We start from the raw sequence: 20,280 nt of genomic DNA on the forward strand, positions 1-20,280 counted from the left end.
GTTTAGCTATGATTCTGGCCCATATAGAACGCTGGCAAACGCATTTTCGGACTCTCAGGGTCAGCGGACGCCAAAATCCACTCCCAAACCCCTTAACCTGAATTTCGATATCAATAAAACTAACTTATGGGACAGCCTCCATTTGACTGCCGCCACTCAGACAATTCTATTAGCCATCCTTTTCATTATCCATTCCTGTTGTTTTAAATCCGCTTAGAAATTATATATCCGGTTGATAGATTCCATTTATCCTGTCAATGCGGAGGAGAATATGAGTACTGCTATCAGCGGCGAGCTGAAAAATAAGATTCTCAGGGCGCAGAAAGATGAAATCACCGAATACCATATCTACAAAAAACTGGCCGCCAGAGTCAAAGGCGAGGGAGACCGCCGGACACTCTTAAAAATTTCCGAAGAGGAATTGGCCCACTACAATTTCTTCAAGAGATTCTCGAATGAGGATATCAGTCCCGCTCGTTTCAAAATGATCTTCTATTATATCATCTCCCGCTTCCTGGGGCTCAATTTCGGCGTGCGGCTGATGGAGCGAAACGAGGGTGATGCCCAGGCCGCCTATCAGGGTTTGCGCGCGCTTGACCCGCAGGTCGATACCATTATCGGTGAAGAGAAGCATCATGAGGAACAGATGCTGAGCCTGATCGACCAGGCGGAACTGGCTTACACCGGCTCGGTCGTGCTTGGTTTAAGTGATGCTCTGGTGGAGATGATCGGCGTGCTGGCCGGCCTGACTCTGGCCCTTCAGAACATAAAAATCGTGGCTATTGCCGGGCTGATTACCGGCATTGCCGCCACTCTTTCTATGGCCGGGTCGGAGTATCTTTCGACTAAAGAGGAGGGGGGGCGAAGTCCTTTCAAGGCGGCGCTGTATACCGGATTGGCTTACACCCTGGCGGTGATTTTCCTGATTGCACCCTATTTTATTTTCAATAATCCGTATATTTGTCTGGGTGTGTCAGTATTTCTGGCCATGGCGATCGTATTCAAATTCACCTATTATATTTCGGTGGCCAAGAATTTATCATTCAAAAACCGCTTTCTGGAGATGGCAACTATAAGTCTGGGCGTCGGCTTTTTGAATTTCTTCATCGGCCTGCTGGTGCGCAAGCTGCTGGGGATAAATATTTAGGGGAGAACTATCGCACACAGTCATGTGTGATCGGCGGGTTCTCAAACCCGCCGCTCGCCTCGCCGACCGCATTCCAGAAATATGCCCAATTGTTTACTTGTCCGGCAATGATATCTGCATTATATTTCTCTCAAGGTTTCTTGGTAAGTGCGATTTAGTATGAAACACTGAGGCATGATGGACCCTATAACGTTTGCTGGCGGAGTTGTTCTTGAACTGGCTGGCAGTGCTGTCTTTAAGCGGATAATTAAAGATATAGCCGTTAAGAATGCTCTCAATAAATCATTGGCGGCTGCTTACACCGATTATCAGAATACCGATTATAAACAAGAGGGCCACGGCTCTATAGACTATAGTCTGTTCCTTATTCACGATATAGTTAAAGATGAACTCTGGGCGAAACTACTGCGAGTAGGCATTGATGATAATATTGACTACAATCGTCTTGCTCTGGCACTGAAAGATATTTGGGGCGAAGACCTTGAAGTCGGCGAGACCGAAATAGAGGCAATTGAATATTTCGTTTACCGTCTGAAAACGCATCTGTGGACACACTCTATTCTGCATTCCATCCTGAATACAAGGGTAATTAAGCAGCTTGATACGCAAATAACCGCCTATGAAAGAAGAATGCTCATTCAGGATTATCTTGAACGGGAAAAGGCTGAGATAGGGGCACACCAACAGAGCGACATTGGTGAGGGCAACCAATTCATTGAACCGCTGATTGAAAAGGAAGTGAAGAGAGAACGCAGGCGGCCCGAGCGCATGGATGAAACGGATGAGGAAGAAGAAAAGGAGCATTTCGAGTCCATAGATATGGGTTATTATTTCACCAACGGGTCTGATACAAAAATGCTGGTAATCGCCGATTCTGGCTATGGCAAAAGCACCCTATTGCGCGAACTTTTTCTAAGAACCGCTAATAATTGCCAAAGAAATGGTTTTATCCCGGTATTTTGGCTTCCCACCGAATTAGCGCATTGTCACGCGGATAATATTGAACAGATATTAGAGAAGGAATTGAATGATCCGAAGATTAACCCGGCCAAGATACAAAGATTTGTCCAGGAAAGCTTCAACCGGGGTGAATACATATTCTTTCTTGATGCCCTTGATCAGGTTCCTGACCGGGAAAAGTTCATCGGCTGTCTGCAGGGACGGGCCTTCGGCAATAACCGAGTGGTAGTAACAACACGGCCGAATATTTGGGATAATGCCGATACACATGGATTTGCCACTCTGCAAATAAGGAAATTTGATGAAATCCAATGGAGTAAATATTTGGGTGAAAAGCGGCTGGCGATGCTCAAAGATGTTGTTGACGACGAGTTCCTTTCAATACCAATTCTCCTGCGGTTGATTACCCGGCATTGGTTACCCAAAGAGGGGAAAATTGAACCGATAAAAAACCGGGCCGAACTGTACAAACGCGTCTTTGATGATCTTCTGAAAAGAGAAGAAGATAAACTGGCGGTTCAAGCGGAGAAAAAATCCGCGCGCAGAACACCTGATCTAAGAGATGACCTGCGCCGTCTTGCACATCACACGCTCGTCAAGAATTATCTCGGGCAGTTCCCGCGTGATGAGACAAAGAAGTTGCTCGGCGAGGATCACATAGCGGAATTAGAATGCCGGCAGGGGGTAGTGGAAATTCTTGAATCCGGAGAACAAATGGCTTTCCGCCATCGTTCTTTCCAAGAGTATCTGGCCGCCGAATTTCTCAAGTTAAAAACCGATGGCACGATGGCGAATCTTAAGAAGCTACAACCTTATCTATTCCACCCAAACTGGGAAAACTCTATTGTTTTTTTGGCGGCATTGCTCGATAATGATTTGGCCGAAAAAATGCTGAATATGATTTTCCATCCTTCTAAGGAACTGGCGTTAGTCATTTATTACGATCACCTGCGCCTTGGCGCTCTTTGCCTCAAGGAAAAGGGTCACTCATGTATCAAGCAGCGTAGCTTTCTGCACCGACAATTATCACGGGCCATTAAAGACAAAGCCCATATGGATATTGCAATTTCCATTTTGGGACTGCTTGGTGATAGTGTATCAATTAGACAACTTCTCGAACTCCTTCATGATCCTGACTACTATGTTCGCGTGCGCGCAACCAAAGCTTTGGGCAATATCAAAGACCCTGAGGCTATCAAACCACTCATCGAAGGTCTCCATGATCCAACAGACTCTATTCGCAGGCGATCCGCCGAGGCTCTGGGCAAATTCAAAGACCCTGCGGCCATCAAACCTCTCGTCGAAGCCCTCCACGATATCAATGCCTCCGTTCGCAGGCGCGCGGCCGAAGCTCTGGGTAATATCAAAGACCCTGAGACTATCAAACCACTCATCGAGGCTCTATATGATACTAATCAAATTGTCCGTAGTCGCGCCGCTGCTGCTCTAGGAAATATTAAAGACCCCATGGCCACGAAACCACTCCTCCCAATCCTCAAAGACACCCACTCCTCTGTTCGCTGGCGCGCCGCCGAAGCTCTGGGTAAAATCAAAGACCCTGAGGCTATCAAACCACTCATCGAGGCCCTAAATGATATCAATAGCTATGTACGCGGGAGGGTAGCTTATGCCCTGAGTAATATCAGCAGCCCCGCAGCCATCAATCCACTTATCACAGCCGTTCATAACACGGACAATAATGTTCGCTTGCCCGCCATTTTTGCGCTGGGTAAAATCAAAGACCCTGAGGCTATCAAACCACTCATCGAGGCTCTCCATGATACTGATGACATCGTTCGTGGGCGTGCCGCTTATGCTCTAGGAAAGATAAAGGACACCACGGCCATCGGACCACTTATCGCGACCCTGCATGATCCCCAAGCCCACGTTCGCGGGGATGCCGCCGATGCTCTTGGAAGGATTAAGGACCCCGCGGCCATTAAACCACTCATCGCAACCCTCCAAGAAGCTCACGCCTCTGTTCGCGGGCGTGCCGCCCGTGCCCTGGGTAATATCAAAACCCCGGAGGCCGTCAAACCACTCATCGACGCCCTTCATGATCCCGATGCCTATGTTCGCCGCCGCGCGGCCTATGCTCTTGGAAACATCAACAATCCCGAAGCCATTAAACCACTCTTGGCGACCCTCGATGATACCGACACCTTTGTTCGCCGATATGCCGCCGAGGCTCTGAGTAATATTAAGGATCCCGCGGCCATTAAGCCACTCATCGAGGCCCTCCATGATACTAATGTCTACGTTCGCAGTCACGCCACCAAAGCTTTGCGTAATTTCAAAGACCGCGTGGTTATCGAGGCACTCATTGAGGCCCTCCATGATATCAATGCCTCTGTTCGTGGGTGCGCTGCGGCTGCTCTGGAAAATATCAACGACCACGCGGGCACAAGAGCACTCATCGAGGCCCTCGGTGATGCCAATGCTGAAGTTCGCGGACGCGCTGCCGAAGCTCTGGGTAGGATCAAAGCCTCCGCTGCTATCAAACCGCTTATCGCGGCGCTTCATGATCCCGAAGCCCATTTTCGCGGTCGTGCTGCCGAGGCTCTGGGTAAGATCAACCACCCCGCGGCCATCGTGCCTCTCATCAAGGCCATTCATGATACTGCAGCCTCCGCACGCTGGCCAGCAGTCTTTGCTTTGGAAAATATCAAAGCCCGTGGAAAAATGGCAAGACTCATTTCTGAATTCAAGAAAACAAGAAAGACATCAATTAGAGCCTCTTTTATTGAGGCGATTAGAATGAGTGATCGAGCAGAACGCGCAGAAAAGAAGATAAAGCCGGCATTTCGTTAAGCCTATCGCTCTACCAAATCCCCAATTCATCTTTGGCCTTTTCCGAGGCCATTTCTTCCGGATTCCAGGGAGGATCCCAGACAAGAGTAATGGTCACTTTCTCCACCCCCTCAAGCTCTTTGATAGCATCCTCAATATCGGTGAGCAGTGCCGGCCCATACGGGCAGCCGGGCGTGGTCAGCGTCATGGTGATATTGACAATTTTCTGCTCAACAATCTCCACATCATAAATCAGCCCCAGATCAACCACACTTATGCAAATCTCCGGGTCGGCCACCGGCCGAATCTTTTCTAAAATAATTTCTCTGGTCAGCATATTATCCTTAAGTCGCCATGGACTGTTACTCGGTACTGGAGACCTTTGCCTCCTGCTTCTTTTCGGTCGCTTCAATGGCGTCAACCAAAGTCGTCCATGATAATAGCGCGCACTTGATTCGCACCGGAAATTTCTTTACCCCCTGAAGCGCCTCCAGGTCGCCCAGGTCAAGATGCTCGGGGATCGCCTCGCCTTTGAGCATCGCCTTGATGATCGTGGCAATCCGTTTCACCTCGGCCAGGCTTTTCCCCTTGATAATCTCGGCCAGCATCGAACCCGAGGCTACCGAAATGGCGCACCCGACACAACTGACCGAAATATCTTTCACCTGATCCCCCTCCAGTTCCAGCGCAATCTCGATTTCATCACCGCAGGTCGGGTTTTGGCCCTCGTTGGTAATATCGGGATGCTCCAGTCTTTTCTTGCCGCGCGGGAAGCGATAATGCTCCATCAGGATATCGCGGTACAAATCGTCAAGATGTTCAGTCATAATGGAAGTACCTTCTCGATTCTTTAAGAGCGTTTATTAAGGCATCGATGTCATCCTTGGTATTATACAAATAGAAACTGGCGCGGGTCGTGGCAGATACCCCCAGAAGCCGGGTCAGCGGCTGGGCGCAGTGATGCCCGGCGCGAACGGCAATGCCACAGCTGTCCAGAAACGTCGCCAGGTCGTGCGGATGTATATCCTTATCCACAAAAGAAACCGCACCGCCACGGTACCGAACATCTTGCGGCCCGAATACTTTTATATAATCCAGTTTCGCCAGTTTCTCCAGTGCGTACGCTGTCAGCTCCATTTCGTGACGCCGGATATTATCCATCCCCAGTTTGTCCAGATAATCCAGTGCGGCGCCAAAAGCAACTGCCCCTGCGATATGTGGCGTGCCGGCCTCGAATTTCCAGGGAAGTGTGTTCCACTTCACCGAATCGAATTGCACATCGCTGATCATCTCGCCGCCGAATGTCACCGGCTCCATTTCATTCAGGAGATGCTCCTTGCCGTAGAGTATCCCCAGGCCGGTCGGACCGAGCATCTTATGGGCCGAAAAGGCCAAAAAGTCCGCATCCATCGCCATGACATCAACCGGCATATGCGGAACACTCTGGGCACCATCAACCAGCACCACTGCACCCCGTTTATGTCCCAGCGCGATTATTTCTTCGACCGGGTTGATGGTGCCGAGAACATTCGACATATGGGTCAGCGCCACCAGCCGGGTGTTGGGCGATATTATCTCATTAATATTGTCAAGTTTCAGAAATCCTTCGTTATCGATCGGTATATAGACCAATTCGGCGCCGGTCTTTTTGCTGAGCATAATCCAGGGAACAAGATTGGCGTGATGCTCCATCTCCGTAATTACAATCCGGTCGCCTTTGTGAATATTTCTCTCACCCCAGGAGAGTGCAACCAGATTAATAGCCTCGGTGGCGTTACGGGTATAGATAATCTCTTCCCTCTTGACCCCGCCGATAAACTGCGCCACTTTATCGCGGGTCGCCTCAAAAGCCGCAGTCGCCTCCTCCGCCAGAGTATGCAGACCCCGATGCACATTGGCGTTATGTCGTCGATAGTACTCCTCCAAAGCATCGAGAACAACCAGTGGCTTTTGTGTCGTCGCCGCGCTGTCTAGATAGACCAGCGGTTTCCCGTTGATCTGACGCGAGAGTATCGGGAAATCTTTCCTTAGAATCATCGGGTCAAAGGCGTTTATCGCCTTCTCCACCGACATCCAATCCGCTACCTGTCTACTGGATTTCATAATCTTTCCTTCACGCCTCAATACCGACATAAACAACGTTGCCTTCGACTTTGACATCATAGGTCTGGATCCCGAACACCGCCGGCATTCGCGTGGCAGCGCCGGTTTTGATATCAAAGCGCGCCCCGTGACGCGGGCAAACAATTTCAGCGCCAATTGCTCCCCCATCCCCCAACGAGCCGCCGTCATGCGTGCAAAGATCGTCGAGAGCATATATGGTACCCTCATACCTGACCAGCACAATCGGCCGGCCATTTACTTCAACCGTCATGATATCCCCTTCCTTCATATCGGAGAGGGCGCAAACTTTTACATACTGCCCGGTCATTTCAGTTCTCCTCCCAGCTTGCCGTAAATAAGATTTCTCATCAGTTCCTGCAAGTCGCCCGGAAGAGCGCTGATAGTCGGCTCCACAAATCCCGAAACAACCACTCTGACCGCATCTTCGGAACTGATACCGCGACTCTGCAGATAAAAGAGCATCTCCGGATCAATTGGCCCCATGGTGGCGCCGTGGGTGCAGCGCACCTGGTCGGCCAGTATTTCCAGCTCGGGGATCGATTCGGCCCTGGTGCCTTTATTCAAAAGAAGATTGCGGTTTTCCTGATACGCCTCGCAGTTAGCCGTTTCTTTCTCAATCCGAATCAGACCGGTATAAGATGAGGTCGCTTTATCTTTGAGAATTACTTTGAAATTGATATTCGAGGTGGATTCGTTTGCTTTGTGATGATGCACAGTATGATAATCAAAAAGCTGTTTATCATCGCCAAAAACTATGCCGTACATCCGGCTGTCGGCTCCGCGGCCGTTCAGGATAGTCCCGGCATTCACTTTGGAAATCGCCCCGCCTACTCCGGCAAAGACCGGATAGATCGTTGCGCCCTGCCCGATTTCCGCTCGCTCGGTGTGGTACGATAGGCACCGCGGCGAAAGTCTCTGGAGATTGACATATTTCACTCGCGACAAATCGCCGGCGAAAATCTCGGTTACGGTATTGGCCGAAGGATCAATTACTCGGGGATCACCGGAAAAATCATCAATGATCGTTACTTCGGAATTCTTTCCGATAACAGCCAGAAGACGCGCCGCCGTAAAAGCGCCGCCGGGGTGACGATTAATTCTGATCGGCCTTTCAATCACCATATTGTCGGGGACAAAGAGAAAGAAGCCGATATTCCATAGCGCCAAATTGAGCGCCTCAAACTTGCCGAAACCTGCGCCTATCAGCCTGCCCAGATATGTCTTAACGAGTTCTTCGTTTTCTGTAACGGCGGAATTGATATCCTTAAAAATCAAACCGCTCTTTTCCAACAGCGGGTCGACCTTGGCGACGGTTGTTATGGTGTCACGATTGTACCCATAAGCGGCATATTGCGCCCCCGCCGGATGGGACTGACGGTCGCTATCTTTATTGAAAGACAACCGGGAATGCATTAATGTATCGGGCTGAGCCACGAGAAAGCTTTCCGGTCTGGTGTACCTCCAGAGATTGGTGACTCGTTCGGGAAGTGGCGTTTCCTGATAAATTCTCCAGGCTTCCTTTCTCACGGCATAGAGCCATCCCGGCTCGCCGCGTTCAGTATTGCGAAAATCAATACTTTTCTGGTGCGATACTGTAATATCCACACTTTTGTCCTTTGATTCTGTCTGCGTAATCATCCGACCGATCCCTCCATCTCAAGCTGAATAAGTCGATTCAGTTCCACCGCATATTCCATCGGTAATTCCTTGGTGAACGGTTCAATGAAGCCGTTAATTATCAAAAGCCGGGCTTCATCCTCAGTCAGGCCGCGGCTGGTAAGGTAGAACACCTGCTCCTCGGCCACTTTCGAGACCCGCGCCTCATGCTCCACCCGAACATCATCGGCATCAATCTCCATCGTGGGATATGTGTCCGATCGCGAGGCGCCGTCAATGAGAAGTGCATCGCACTCGACCGAAACTTTGCTTTTCACGGCGTTCGGATAGACTTTCACCAGACCGCGATACGAAGCACGTCCGCCCCCCTTGGAAATCGATTTGGAAGTGATTCGGGAACTGGTATTGGGGGCGGCATGAATCACCTTGGCCCCGGCATCCTGATGCTGGCCGTTGCCCGCAAAAGCAATCGAGAGTATCTCCCCCTTGGCGCCCTCGCCGACCAGATAGACACAAGGATATTTCATGGTGAGCTTCGAACCGATATTCCCATCGACCCACTCCACCGTGGCGTTCTTATGTGCCATCGCCCGCTTGGTCACCAGATTGAATATGTTGCGGGACCAATTCTGAATAGTCGTGTAACGGATATAGGCACCCTCAAGGGCAATCAGTTCCACCACCGCCGAGTGCAGCGAATGGCTGGAATAAACCGGGGCCGTGCATCCCTCTATATAGTGCACCCGCGAGCCTTTATCGGCGATAATCAGGGTCCGCTCAAACTGCCCCATATTTTCGGTATTAATGCGGAAATAGGCCTGAAGGGGGATTTTGACATCAACGCCGGGCGGCACATATATAAATGACCCGCCCGACCAGACCGCCGAATTGAGCGCCGAAAATTTGTTGTCGGCGGCCGGAATGACCGTGGCAAAATATTTCCGCACTATTTCCGGATAATCGCGGAGGCCGCTGTCCATATCCAGGAAGATGATCCCCTGTTTCTGGAGCTCTTCCTTGAATGAATGATAAACCACCTCCGACTCATACTGGGCGCTGACCCCGGCCAGAAATTTCCGCTCGGCTTCAGGAATTCCCAGTTTATCGAAAGTGTTCTTGATATTTTCCGGGACATCATCCCATGATTTGCTCTGAAATTCGGTCGGCTTGACATAATAGAAGATATCATCGAAATTGATGCTGTTGAGCAGTTCGGTATTACCCCATTTAGGCATCGGCTTGGCCAAAAACAGGTCGAGTGCCTCGTGACGAAACTTGCGCATCCACTCCGGTTCTTTTTTCATCCGCGATATCATCTCCACCACTTCATGGCTGACTCCTTTGGCCCCTTTATGGAAATAATCTTCCGCGTCGTGAAAGCCATACCTGGTGGCGTAATCGTCGCCGATATCTATTAAAGTATTGTTATGATTGACGGTCTCTTCCATACTACACCTCAACAATCTTGGGAGTATCGCTTTCAATCCAATCGTACCCCTGCTCTTCCAGCTGGAGCGCCAGTTCCGGTCCGCCGGAACGAACAATCCGTCCGTTCATCATTACATGGACTTTGTCCGGTTTGACATAGTTGAGTATCCGTTGATAGTGGGTGACCAGAAGCAACCCTCCCTCTCTGGGCGCGGCCTTGTTGATACCGTTGGAGACAATCCGGAGAGCGTCGATATCAAGGCCGGAATCGGTTTCATCAAGCAGGGCAACGGTTGGCTGAAGCATCGCCATCTGAAGAATCTCAATCCGCTTCTTTTCACCGCCCGAAAATCCGTCATTCAAATAACGGGTAGCGAAGGACTTATCTATTTCCAGAAGCTGGAAATTGTCATGGAGTTCCTTGCGGAAATTAGCCAGCGCCGCATCATCGCCGCCGTTCTTGGCTCGCACGGCCGACCGGAGGAAATTGGCTACAGTCACACCGGGAATCGCCAGCGGATATTGAAAAGCCAAAAACAATCCTGCCCGCGCCCGCCCGGTGGCATCCATTTCCAGAAGATTCCGGCCGTTGACATAAGCCTCACCTGAAGTAATTGTATAATTGGGATGCCCGGCCAGCGCGTTCGCCAGGCTCGATTTCCCCGAGCCATTGGGTCCCATCAGGGCATGCTTTTCGCCCCGGCCAATTTCCAGAGAGACCCCTTTGACCACTTCTTTCCCCTCCACTTCCACATGGATATCATGAATGGAAAAAATCATATTTCTATCTGACATTTCAACCTCTATAGTTAGGTGCTTTTCTTTTCTTCTATTCCAAAGACGAACCGTTCAATCTCATCAATCTTTTTCTTCCTACTTCGATCCGGAAAAGCTTTCGGCGTTGAGCCGACCGGAAGCCAGATCCTCAAGGGTGACACTATCCAGGTATCCGTTGACAAACTTGTTGAAAGTTCCCCAGACTGTCCGGACGGTGCAATCCTCGGCATGAACACAGCAGTCACTGTCGCCCACATAGCGCTCGCAATGACTGGCGCTGAAAACCGGCTCGCCGAGAGCTGCAAAAACATCGCGAAGTGGAATTTCGGCTGCTGCTTTCGCCAGAGTGTATCCCCCGTGTCGTCCGCGGACGGCTTGCACCAGCCCGGCCTGCTTGAGTATCATCAGAAGCTTCCCGGCATAAGGAAGCGACAATCCTTCTTTGGCGCTGATCTCCGGAAGCGTAATGCCTCCTTCACCCGCGTGCCTTGCCAAAAGGAGCATACATCGCAATCCATATTCTTCTAAAGCCGTGACTTTCATTTCAATTCCTCTTGCCTAATCAATACCGTTTTCGTCATTATTATACAAAATCATTACAATAAAGTAAAGTATTATTTTACTTTTTTAACATTTCCTGGCAATTATTGTTCCTGGTAGAGCTGACCGGATTCAATATTATTAATAGGATAGAGAAAGAATAGTTTCTGCCTAATCTTAGGAAATCCATGGAATCAAATATGACATTAATTCGTTTACCGGCTTAATGTTATATTGCCTCCGCGTCCGGGACATATCGGGCGACTGGGATTTCGAGGAAATCGTCACATCCCACAAGTTGACTGGGAGAACACGGACGCGAACATTATTTGGCATAAAACTAGGCCGCTGATAGCGGCGCTATCTGTACATTTGTCCATTGATAGCTGTGAAATTGTGCAATATGGAAAGGATGGGAAAGAAGATTTTCTATTTGCCCGGCATTGGAGGCCCATTTGCGCCACATACTGTGCCATCATATTCATTGTTTAGAGGTCGCGGGCGCAAAGCTGGTTTTCGAGCAAAACGATGTAAGTTATTGCATAATAATATATTAAATAATATATTATAAGATTTATCATTAAAAGGGGAAACTTTTTCTTGACATTAGCCCAACGATCAATAGTATATAAATAACTCCCTGACAATTAAAGAAAAGGAAAGGACTCTACCTAACAATAAGGAGAAGTCTCTTGAACATTAAAGGTCAAACATGGGCAGACCTGATAGCCAGGCTACCTGACCTATTGGTAAAATGTTTCAAAGACAGGGATAAATCAGCGGCACTTATTACTGCAATTGTAATGTTACTAACCACTTTCATTCTCATTTCTGACTGGCCCAATTGGAAAAGCACTAATGATATTCCAATGATACTTCTCAAATTACTGATTTGCAACGGCATAATTGTCCTAATAGGATTTCTGGCTCATAAGATCATGAATAGAAAATCAAAGTAGAACGGCTTTTCTCGTTAACGCCCCGATTTATATACTCCCTTCATTTTATCTGTTTAGCCACATCAATGATAAGGCTCGCGGTCAGGCGCACCTGATTGATAATCTTCCCCTTTGCCAGCGCTTTCCAGCAATTCCCATTGTTGGATTAAATCATTGTGTTACAGGGAGATGGCGGGTAATATCGAATCCTTCGATCTGCCGGACACCTCTATCATTGCGCCTCAACTGGCATAGGCTGGGTATTCTTTGAATAAGGAAGCAGAATTTGCCCCTACCCGCTTGAGAAAGAACTTGTATCCTATGAAAAATAGAATATATTGAATGAAGAAGTTCAGTTGTACTACACATTAATTCCTGCCCGATACGGAGGTAACTATGACCCTTTGGAAATGGCTGTTAATCACCCTTTTGATTCTTTTCCCGGCGGTGGTTTCCGCAACCGATTCGCAATCGCAATTCATGCAAGTGCGAATCATGATCGACTCGAAGGAGCAGTTCATTCAAATTCAGCAAATGCCGCTGGAGATTATTCAGACCGGCGATCGATACATTGAAATAGTGACTGACCCGGCCGGAGTCAGCCGGCTGCAGTATCTTGGTTTTCGAACGGTTACGATTCACGACGACCTGACCGAGTTCTACCGGAACCGGCTTGGAGCCAAAGGCATGGGGGCATATAAAACTCTCTCCCAATTAGAGACAGAACTCTTTTTCATGAACTACGGCTACCCCAATATCGTCTCGCCGATGATCAGCATCGGAAAGACACTCGAAAATCGCGACATCTGGGCGGTCAAGATTTCCGACAATCCCAATATTGATGAGGATGAACCGGAAATTCTTTATGTCGGCGCCACTCACGCCCGCGAAGTAATCACGTCGGAAGTAATTCTCTACTTCATGAATTACCTGACTCAGAATTACGGCACCGATCCTGAGGTGACATATCTGGTCGATAACCGGGAGATGTGGTTTATTCTGGTGGCCAACCCCGACGGGTACAGCTACAATGATATAAACTCCCCCGGTGGCGGCGGAATGTGGCGAAAGAACCGTCGCGACAACGGTGACGGCTCTGTCGGCGTTGACCTGAATCGTAATTTCGGATACATGTGGGGCTACGACGACGCCGGTTCATCGCCGCAAGGAAGCAACGAAACATACCGCGGCCAGGGACCCTTCTCGGAGCTGGAAACCCAGGCCTTGCGCGACTTCATCACCGCGCACGACTTCCCCATCACCATGTACTATCATTCTCATGCCAATCTTATCCTCTGGCCGTGGGGGTATGCCAATAACTTATATACGCCGGATGAAAATATCTTTTCCGCTATCGGTGAGAAGATCAGTTTTTACAACGGGTATTTCCCGGGCCCGGCATGGATGCTCTACTTGACCAACGGCACCAGCGATGACTGGGGATATGGCGAACAGACCACCAAGAACAAGAATTTTGCCTTCACCGTCGAGGTCGGCACTTATGATGACGGTTTCTGGCCTCCTCCGGGGCGGATTCCAATACTGACCGAGGAAAATCTTCAGCCTAATATCCTGCTGGCCAACCTCGTCGGAAATGTCTATTCGATTCTGCCGCCCGATCCGCCTCTTCTGACCGCACCCGATTCGATCCCCACCGGCTCGGGATATAATGTTGATTGGATGCTGCATGATACCCTCAACCCGGCCGTGAACTATGAGTTGACCGAGATGCAGAATCGCCGGATTATCTCCGACTCGGCCAATAGTTTCGCCAACTGGACAAACAAGGATTTTGTCCTCGCCAACGATAATTACCACTCGCCGGGAAAAAGCTTCTTTTCCGGCAGTCCCTCTACGGTTAACCGCTATATTGAGACGGCCATACCTTATACTGTCCAGCCCGACGATTCACTGAAATTCTGGACTTCTTACTCTATCTCGGAAAATTGGGATTTCGCTTTCGTGGAGATCTCCACCGATGGCTTAATCTATACTACGATTCCGGGAAATGTCACGACCGATAATAATTCCTACGGTCATAATCGCGGCTATGGTATCACTGGGTATTCCGCCGGCTGGGTGGAAGCGAAGTTCGACCTGTCCGCCTATGTCGGGCAATCAATTTATATCCGGATATCATATAAGGTTTACAGCACTTATTATGCGTGGGAAGGGATATATGTCGATGACATTCGCCCGGTCGTAAAATTCGGCACGACGACGGTCTTATCTTCATCCCTCACAGACACATCTTACTCCATCGCCAGCCGCCCGGATGGTCTTTATTATTACCGTGTGCGGGCCAATGATGCCGATGGCCAGTGGGGCAGATACTCGGTCATCGATAATGTGACAGTCGGTAATCCTTATATCTGCGGTGATGCCAACGGCAGCGGTGTCGTCAATATCCAGGATATTACATTCCTTATCAACTTCCTCTATAAAGGAGGCCTGGCACCAATCCCGGTTCAGGCAGGTGATGCCAATGGCGACGGCATAATAAATATCAGAGATATTACTCATCTGATAAATTTCCTCTACAAAGGCGGCCCGATACCGATCTGCCCGTAAACGCCGTAAGACAGTTTAAGGGGACAGCGTCCGCAAGCTGTCCCCTTTTTTTGCTCCCGATTTCTTATTCCTTGGCCGGCCTCTAAATGATATTGCGCTACCGGCCCGAAATATCTCTTGACAGCCCCCAACCCCCTTTTTAAATTATGATCGAATTCAGCCTGACAGAAAAACAACCGACCCTGACCGGGGAAAAGGCATCCCCGCCATGTTTCGGATGCTCTAAAGACGCATTCGTTAAGGAATAGTCCCCGGAGGCCGGTATGAAATGATAATTTAAACTCTAATAACCGGAGGAATATCATGCTTCAACTGAAAAATTGCAGTGTGCGGTGGGATAAAGACAAATATATCCCCAAGAAGATATCGGGATTTCAGACCGTTTCGGGTACAGGGACGCCGCGAGCCATCGCCATGGCTTTCCTTAAAAAGAACGCAGAAGCTCTAAAAATAATCGACCTGATAAGGGATCTGAAATACGAGAAAACCGGCGAGAGCCTCGGCGCCGGAAAGGTTCTGTTCCAGCAGTATTTCCGCGGGACTCCCATTCACGGCGCCTGGGTGGCCGTTCATGTCGACCATAGAAATCGTGTATTCATGGTCAGGAATGATACTGTGCCGATAGACTCCCTTGAAGAAAGGGTGCACAAATCAAAAGCCAAACCGCTGTCCGCGGTTTCGATTCAGGCCATTATCAAGAAGAGAGCAAAAGAGCATGGCTGGAAAGACTCTCCCATCAGGAAGGAAAGCATGATATATGCTTATAAGAATACTTATCGGAAAGTCTGGAAAGTTAAATTCGGCGCCGTAAAGCCGATGGCCATCTGGATTCTCTTTATCGACAAGAGCACCGGTCATGTCATCGACCAGCATAATATCATTAAGAAAGGTGTGACGGGTAAAGGGAGAGTTTTCATCCCCAATCCGATCGTGGCTCTCAATAGAGACGACCTCTATAATATGCTGGACCGCGACGCCGGAGTATTCCAGCCCGCCTATAAGGAAGTGGCTCTGCATGACCTCAAGCCGGGCGGCTACCTTATCGGGCCTTATGTCGACACCACGGCAACACGCAATCCGGCATTTTCCGCCGAACTCAAATTCATTTATAACCGCTATAATAACCACTTTGAAGAAGTTATGGCTTACTACCATATCGATACCGTGCAGAGGTATATCCAATCATTGGGATTCAAGGGAAAAAGAGGGATACTGAATCGAAGCATCAAGGTGAATGCCCACTGCGGCCCCGAGGATAATTCCTACTATAACCCCATGCCCGAGAAAAAGGATTTGAACTTCGGCGACGGCGGCGTCGATGACGCGGAGGATGCCGATATCATTCTTCACGAGTACGGCCATGCCCTTCAGGACGATATTATCAGCGGATTCGGGCAGAGTCAGGAGGGAGGAGCAATGGGCGAAGGATTCGGCGATTATCTGGCCGCTTCCTTCTTTGAGGAATATAAGACGACGCCGAGAAAAGTGCGCTTTGCCGAGTGGGATGTCAAAGCCGCCCGGGGCAACAAGGCAGGATGCCTTAGATATTTGAATAGTCCCAAGCATTACCCCGAGAATATGACAGGCGAGGTTCACGACGACGGAGAAATCTGGTCGGCCTGTCTCTGGAAGGTGCGAAAGCTCCTGGGAAGAAAGAAGGCGGATACGGTCATTCTGGAAAGCCATTTCTATCTGACCCAGTATTCCGATTTCCAGGATGGCGCCGAGGCAATCATCGTAGCCGAAAAAAACCTTTATGGCGGCAAGAACAGCCGGGCGCTCACCAAAATATTTAAAGACCGGGGAATATTATAGTTTCGACCTGAACAAAGAAAAACCAGTGGCAATCGGCTGAATGAATCATCCGATCAAGAGGAGGCTAAAATGACAGTTTATATGCTCGGTTCGCGAGGTACCGAAGTACGTAAAATTCAGGAGAAGCTCAAAAAACTGGATTACTATCATGGCCCGCTCGACGGCGAATTCGGGGGCGGCACCGATGCGGCCGTCAGGTCTTTCCAGAGGCTAAAAGGGCTGAAGATTGACGGTCGGGTCGGCCCGATAACCTGGAAAGAACTGTTCCATACAAAAATTGCCGATCCGGTTATAATAAAAGAAAACATCGAGCGCAAATGCCTTACCCTGACCGGCTGCTTTGAGACCTCTGTCGGTATCCCGGAATGCTTTGCCGGACTCAGCAGCGATTTCGACGGCCAGGGCCTGAGCTTTGGCGCCCTCCAATGGAATTTCGGTAAGGACTCGCTGCAGCCTCTTCTCAGAGAGATGATAAACAGCCGCCCGGATATCATGGAATCAATCTTCCATGGAAATTATTCGGTGCTCCTGGCGGCGCTGGAGTCAGACAAGGCGGAACTGATGGCCTTTGCCAGGTCAATTCAGAATCCTGTCACATTTTCAATCTATGAGCCATGGCGCGGAATGTTCAAATCGCTGGGTCGAAGAGAGGAGTTTCAAAAAATTCAACTCAAATATTCAGGTGAGATATTTCAGGCGGCGCTTCATCTCTGCCGGGAATACGAACTCTGGTCGGAGCGGGCCCTGGCCTTGATGTTTGATATTAGTGTGCAGAACGGAAGCATCAGCCAACTGGTCAAAGCCCGCATCCATGCCGGATTCGAAGAACTCCCCTCTCAAATGTCATCCGATGCACGGGAAATTGAAAAAATGCGCATCGTGGCCAACCGCCGCGCCGACTCAGCGCAACCCGAGTGGGCCGAGGATGTTCGCGCCCGCAAGCTCTGCTGTGCCAACGGCGCCGGGTATGTCCATGGTGTGAACTATGACCTCGAGGCGCAGTTCGGCATAAAACTCTCTCGATATGATCAGTGAGATGGCGGGAAACAAAAAATCCATATCACTTTAAATCAAAAGCGGCGGTCAAGGGGTGACCGCCGCTTTGCGCATCAATTAGATCAACCCTGTCGCCCTTAATTCGGAGGACAGATCGGAATCGGCCCCCCTTTATACAGGTAGTTTATCAAGTAAGTAACATCTCTGATATTTACTATGCCGTCGCCATTGGCATCACCGGCCTGCATCGGATCCGGCGCCAGACCGCCCTTGTAAAGGAAATTGATAAGATAGGTAATATCTTTGATATTCACTATTCTATCCTTATTGGCATCTCCGCACACATAGGGGGAACCAACGGTGGTCTGACTGATGTTCGAAAACACGCCCCATTGATTCTCCTCATCTTTGGCCCTTACTTTGTAATAGTATATGCCGTCCGGTCGACCCGAAATCGCATACGAAGTATCGGTCAGCGATGACGACAGAACGGTCGTAGTCTCAAAACCGCTGATGGGGCTGATATCATCGATATAGATGCCCTGCCCCGCGTAGTAGAGATCATGATCCTTATATGAAAAGCGGACATAAATTTCCTGCCCGACAAAGGCCGATAGGTCAAATCGCCCTTCTACCCAGTCGCCGGAGTTGCCCGTTATACCATGGCCGCGATTGTGATAAAAATAATTGTTGCTGATCGTGAGGTTGCCGGGAATCGTGAAAAACGTCGTCCCATTCGTCGAAACCTCAACCCAGGCAAAATCCCAAGTTTCGGTCAAAGAATAATTAGTCCAGAATTTCAGCGTGTCGTTGGGTTTAACCAGATAAGGGGTCGTCGATTGAACATATCGAAAGGCAAGGCTGGGGGTACCGGAATGGAAGCTGCTGCCGGAAGAATGATAGTAGGTATTCGAAAGGACATAGCCGCTGGTAAGCCAGGAATTAAAATTATTGGCCGAATCGGTCCCGGTCTGTAAATCCTGCATCTCGAGCAATTCGTAATTTACCGGTGGGTTGATTGTATCATACAGTGACCAATCAACGGAGTATGAACTGCCGCCGGGAATGCTGTCGGGCGAGGTTAGGGATGGTGTTTCCGGAGGAGCGATTGAATTGACGTCCCCGGCCAGTGAAATCAGAAATAGACTGCCCGGAAGATTTTCCGCGGTGATTTCCGGAATCCGTGACACAGGCGGCCAGAAACCGTCAAAATAGTTCCCCGCTTCGATAGTATACCCATAGCACTTTTACTTGAGAGTCTGCTCGGCATAGGCCCAGTCATTGACATCACCATTGACCGGATACATGGCCCAACCGGGGTCGGCGGTATAATTGTTATAGGAACTTAAGCGCTGGCCTAAAGCATTGAAAACTTTTTCGTCCGGTGTATACGTACCCACCGCATATCCGTATGGCCAGAGAATCAGATTGGAGTAGGCGTGATAGTTGATGATGATCTCAAAATGATGGGCAATAATAAGATCACGGACAGCCTGGGTTTCTGCTTCAGAAAACGGCCCGGAACCGCGATAAGTCTCAGTTGCGGTATTTGGAGAAGAGCCGATATCATCATACCCCCACATATATCCATAGTTGCGATTGAGGTCAACACCGTAACTGCCGTCACCATTATCCCGTCGATTCTTCCGCCACATCCCACCCCCACCGGGATTGTTGAGGTCATTATAAGCATAACCATCCGGATTGACCACCAGTACGAACCAGATCTCACGATTGTCAACCAGATTTGTTACCTCAGGATCCACTCCGTAGTTCTGGGTCAGATGGTTCATTATGGCCAGGATTATTTCCGGAGTTACCACTTCACGGCAATGGTGGGCCGCCGTAAACAAAATTTCCGGTTCATCCTCATCGACATTGGGATTATCCGATATTTTGATCGCCCAGATATCGCGATTCTCGATTGTCTTCCCGATACTGATCATGGGACCGACAATGTTCGGATAAATATAATTGAGGAAAAACAACTCGGTCTCCAGTTGGGACAGGGTCTTATATCCTCCCATCGGCTTGGATGCCAGACGTGACCGATAAAATTCCTCGACATCTTCATGAATCGTGGCTGTCTTGTAGCCCAGATCCTGCAGGCGTCTCAACTGGTCGGGATGAGTGATGATTTCGACATATTTATCCCCGGACCAGACGAGATCCACCCCCTCTTTTTGAAGCTGCAGCATTTGATCGGGTGAATCGAGAAGCACTCTGACCTGCATATATTTCTGGGGGGCATCCCCGGCGAATATGCAGAGTGGCGCCAGTAGCAAGAGTGCCGCCAGAAGCATGAACTTTAACAACATGAAACCTCCGGTAGAAATGTAATAAAGCAAGTATGACGTTGGTGGGCTTTATGGATATAATCATTTTCTCCGTCAGAAAATGATTTGTTTGTCCAATTAAAGTAAATTAAGGTTGGAATAATAGATTTCATTCTTTCTGACCATATCCTATGGCACGGGTTAATAATTTTAAGACGGCAAAGGGTACATAAGTATTCGAAAAAAACGAGAAAATGTTTCTCTTTAATTCGCAATTTGATTATATTACAGGTTGCGCAAT

The 20,280-nt window shown here is 49.2% G+C and carries 15 protein-coding genes; 5 read left to right on the forward strand and 10 right to left on the reverse strand.

Going from position 1 to position 20,280, the window contains the following annotated elements:
* Nucleotides 1–271: 271 nt before the first annotated feature.
* Nucleotides 272–1,147, forward strand: coding sequence for a VIT1/CCC1 transporter family protein (locus tag NT002_09225; protein ID MCX6829445.1), 876 nt, complete (start codon nucleotides 272–274; stop codon nucleotides 1,145–1,147).
* A gap of 174 nt (nucleotides 1,148–1,321) precedes the next feature.
* A complete protein-coding gene (locus NT002_09230) occupies nucleotides 1,322–4,918 on the forward strand; it encodes a HEAT repeat domain-containing protein (GenBank protein ID MCX6829446.1) in 3,597 nt (1,198 codons plus the stop codon).
* 10 nt (nucleotides 4,919–4,928) lie between these two features.
* On the opposite strand, the gene NT002_09235 is transcribed toward NT002_09230, so the two are convergent.
* From NT002_09235 to NT002_09270, 8 genes are all read right to left on the reverse strand, one after another.
* The gene (locus NT002_09235) at nucleotides 4,929–5,234 is read right to left on the reverse strand and encodes an iron-sulfur cluster assembly protein (protein MCX6829447.1); all 306 of its coding nucleotides are present in this window, start codon (nucleotides 5,232–5,234) and stop codon (nucleotides 4,929–4,931) included.
* 25 nt (nucleotides 5,235–5,259) lie between these two features.
* Nucleotides 5,260–5,724, reverse strand: coding sequence for an SUF system NifU family Fe-S cluster assembly protein (locus NT002_09240; protein MCX6829448.1), 465 nt, complete (start codon nucleotides 5,722–5,724; stop codon nucleotides 5,260–5,262).
* Nucleotides 5,717–6,934, reverse strand: coding sequence for a cysteine desulfurase (locus tag NT002_09245; GenBank protein MCX6829449.1), 1,218 nt, complete (start codon nucleotides 6,932–6,934; stop codon nucleotides 5,717–5,719). The genes NT002_09240 and NT002_09245 overlap by 8 nt, the downstream gene beginning before the upstream one ends.
* 76 nt (nucleotides 6,935–7,010) lie before the next feature.
* Entirely contained in the window at nucleotides 7,011–7,328 is a 318-nt protein-coding gene (locus NT002_09250; protein ID MCX6829450.1) for a non-heme iron oxygenase ferredoxin subunit, read from the reverse strand.
* Entirely contained in the window at nucleotides 7,325–8,659 is a 1,335-nt protein-coding gene (locus NT002_09255) for a SufD family Fe-S cluster assembly protein (protein MCX6829451.1), read from the reverse strand. Before NT002_09255 ends, NT002_09250 begins: the two co-directional genes overlap by 4 nt.
* Nucleotides 8,656–10,086, reverse strand: coding sequence for a Fe-S cluster assembly protein SufB (gene sufB / locus NT002_09260; GenBank protein ID MCX6829452.1), 1,431 nt, complete (start codon nucleotides 10,084–10,086; stop codon nucleotides 8,656–8,658). The genes NT002_09255 and sufB overlap by 4 nt, the downstream gene beginning before the upstream one ends.
* A gap of 1 nt (nucleotide 10,087) precedes the next feature.
* Nucleotides 10,088–10,861: a Fe-S cluster assembly ATPase SufC gene (gene sufC / locus NT002_09265; GenBank protein ID MCX6829453.1), complete on the reverse strand. Its 774-nt coding sequence runs from the start codon at nucleotides 10,859–10,861 to the stop codon at nucleotides 10,088–10,090.
* A 78-nt stretch (nucleotides 10,862–10,939) separates the two neighbouring features.
* A complete protein-coding gene (locus NT002_09270; GenBank protein MCX6829454.1) occupies nucleotides 10,940–11,386 on the reverse strand; it encodes an Rrf2 family transcriptional regulator in 447 nt (148 codons plus the stop codon).
* A gap of 1,331 nt (nucleotides 11,387–12,717) precedes the next feature.
* On the opposite strand from NT002_09270, the gene NT002_09275 reads away from it, so the two are divergent.
* The 3 genes from NT002_09275 to NT002_09285 all read left to right on the forward strand — a co-directional run bounded on the left by NT002_09275 (nucleotide 12,718) and on the right by NT002_09285 (nucleotide 17,742).
* Nucleotides 12,718–14,892: a M14 family zinc carboxypeptidase gene (locus NT002_09275; GenBank protein MCX6829455.1), complete on the forward strand. Its 2,175-nt coding sequence runs from the start codon at nucleotides 12,718–12,720 to the stop codon at nucleotides 14,890–14,892.
* A 303-nt stretch (nucleotides 14,893–15,195) separates the two neighbouring features.
* Nucleotides 15,196–16,707, forward strand: coding sequence for a M36 family metallopeptidase (locus NT002_09280; GenBank protein ID MCX6829456.1), 1,512 nt, complete (start codon nucleotides 15,196–15,198; stop codon nucleotides 16,705–16,707).
* A 69-nt stretch (nucleotides 16,708–16,776) separates the two neighbouring features.
* Nucleotides 16,777–17,742 (forward strand): peptidoglycan-binding domain-containing protein, encoded by a 966-nt coding sequence (locus NT002_09285; protein ID MCX6829457.1) that lies wholly within the window; start codon nucleotides 16,777–16,779, stop codon nucleotides 17,740–17,742.
* A gap of 98 nt (nucleotides 17,743–17,840) precedes the next feature.
* On the opposite strand, the gene NT002_09290 is transcribed toward NT002_09285, so the two are convergent.
* Together NT002_09290 and NT002_09295 are read right to left on the reverse strand one after the other, a co-directional pair.
* On the reverse strand, nucleotides 17,841–18,893 hold the full coding sequence (locus NT002_09290) for an immune inhibitor A (protein ID MCX6829458.1): 1,053 nt from the start codon (nucleotides 18,891–18,893) through the stop codon (nucleotides 17,841–17,843).
* Nucleotides 18,894–18,950: 57 nt separating this feature from the next.
* Nucleotides 18,951–20,021, reverse strand: a complete 1,071-nt coding sequence (locus tag NT002_09295) for a M14 family metallopeptidase (protein MCX6829459.1) — start codon at nucleotides 20,019–20,021, stop codon at nucleotides 18,951–18,953.
* Between the last annotated feature and the right edge of the window lie 259 nt (nucleotides 20,022–20,280).

The organism is Candidatus Zixiibacteriota bacterium, assembly GCA_026397505.1.
In the GTDB taxonomy this organism is placed as follows: domain Bacteria; phylum Zixibacteria; class MSB-5A5; order GN15; family PGXB01; genus JAPLUR01.

Bases quoted from the DNA above. Each gene is read 5' to 3' on its own strand.
- NT002_09225 (MCX6829445.1), top strand. From the start codon at position 272: ATGAGTACTGCTATCAGCGGCGAGCTGAAAAATAAGATTCTCAGGGCG.
- NT002_09230 (MCX6829446.1), top strand. From the start codon at position 1,322: ATGATGGACCCTATAACGTTTGCTGGCGGAGTTGTTCTTGAACTGGCT.
- NT002_09235 (MCX6829447.1), bottom strand. From the start codon at position 5,234: ATGCTGACCAGAGAAATTATTTTAGAAAAGATTCGGCCGGTGGCCGAC.
- NT002_09240 (MCX6829448.1), bottom strand. From the start codon at position 5,724: ATGACTGAACATCTTGACGATTTGTACCGCGATATCCTGATGGAGCAT.
- NT002_09245 (MCX6829449.1), bottom strand. From the start codon at position 6,934: ATGATTCTAAGGAAAGATTTCCCGATACTCTCGCGTCAGATCAACGGG.
- NT002_09250 (MCX6829450.1), bottom strand. From the start codon at position 7,328: ATGACCGGGCAGTATGTAAAAGTTTGCGCCCTCTCCGATATGAAGGAA.
- NT002_09255 (MCX6829451.1), bottom strand. From the start codon at position 8,659: ATGATTACGCAGACAGAATCAAAGGACAAAAGTGTGGATATTACAGTA.
- sufB (MCX6829452.1), bottom strand. From the start codon at position 10,086: ATGGAAGAGACCGTCAATCATAACAATACTTTAATAGATATCGGCGAC.
- sufC (MCX6829453.1), bottom strand. From the start codon at position 10,861: ATGTCAGATAGAAATATGATTTTTTCCATTCATGATATCCATGTGGAA.
- NT002_09270 (MCX6829454.1), bottom strand. From the start codon at position 11,386: ATGAAAGTCACGGCTTTAGAAGAATATGGATTGCGATGTATGCTCCTT.
- NT002_09275 (MCX6829455.1), top strand. From the start codon at position 12,718: ATGACCCTTTGGAAATGGCTGTTAATCACCCTTTTGATTCTTTTCCCG.
- NT002_09280 (MCX6829456.1), top strand. From the start codon at position 15,196: ATGCTTCAACTGAAAAATTGCAGTGTGCGGTGGGATAAAGACAAATAT.
- NT002_09285 (MCX6829457.1), top strand. From the start codon at position 16,777: ATGACAGTTTATATGCTCGGTTCGCGAGGTACCGAAGTACGTAAAATT.
- NT002_09295 (MCX6829459.1), bottom strand. From the start codon at position 20,021: ATGTTGTTAAAGTTCATGCTTCTGGCGGCACTCTTGCTACTGGCGCCA.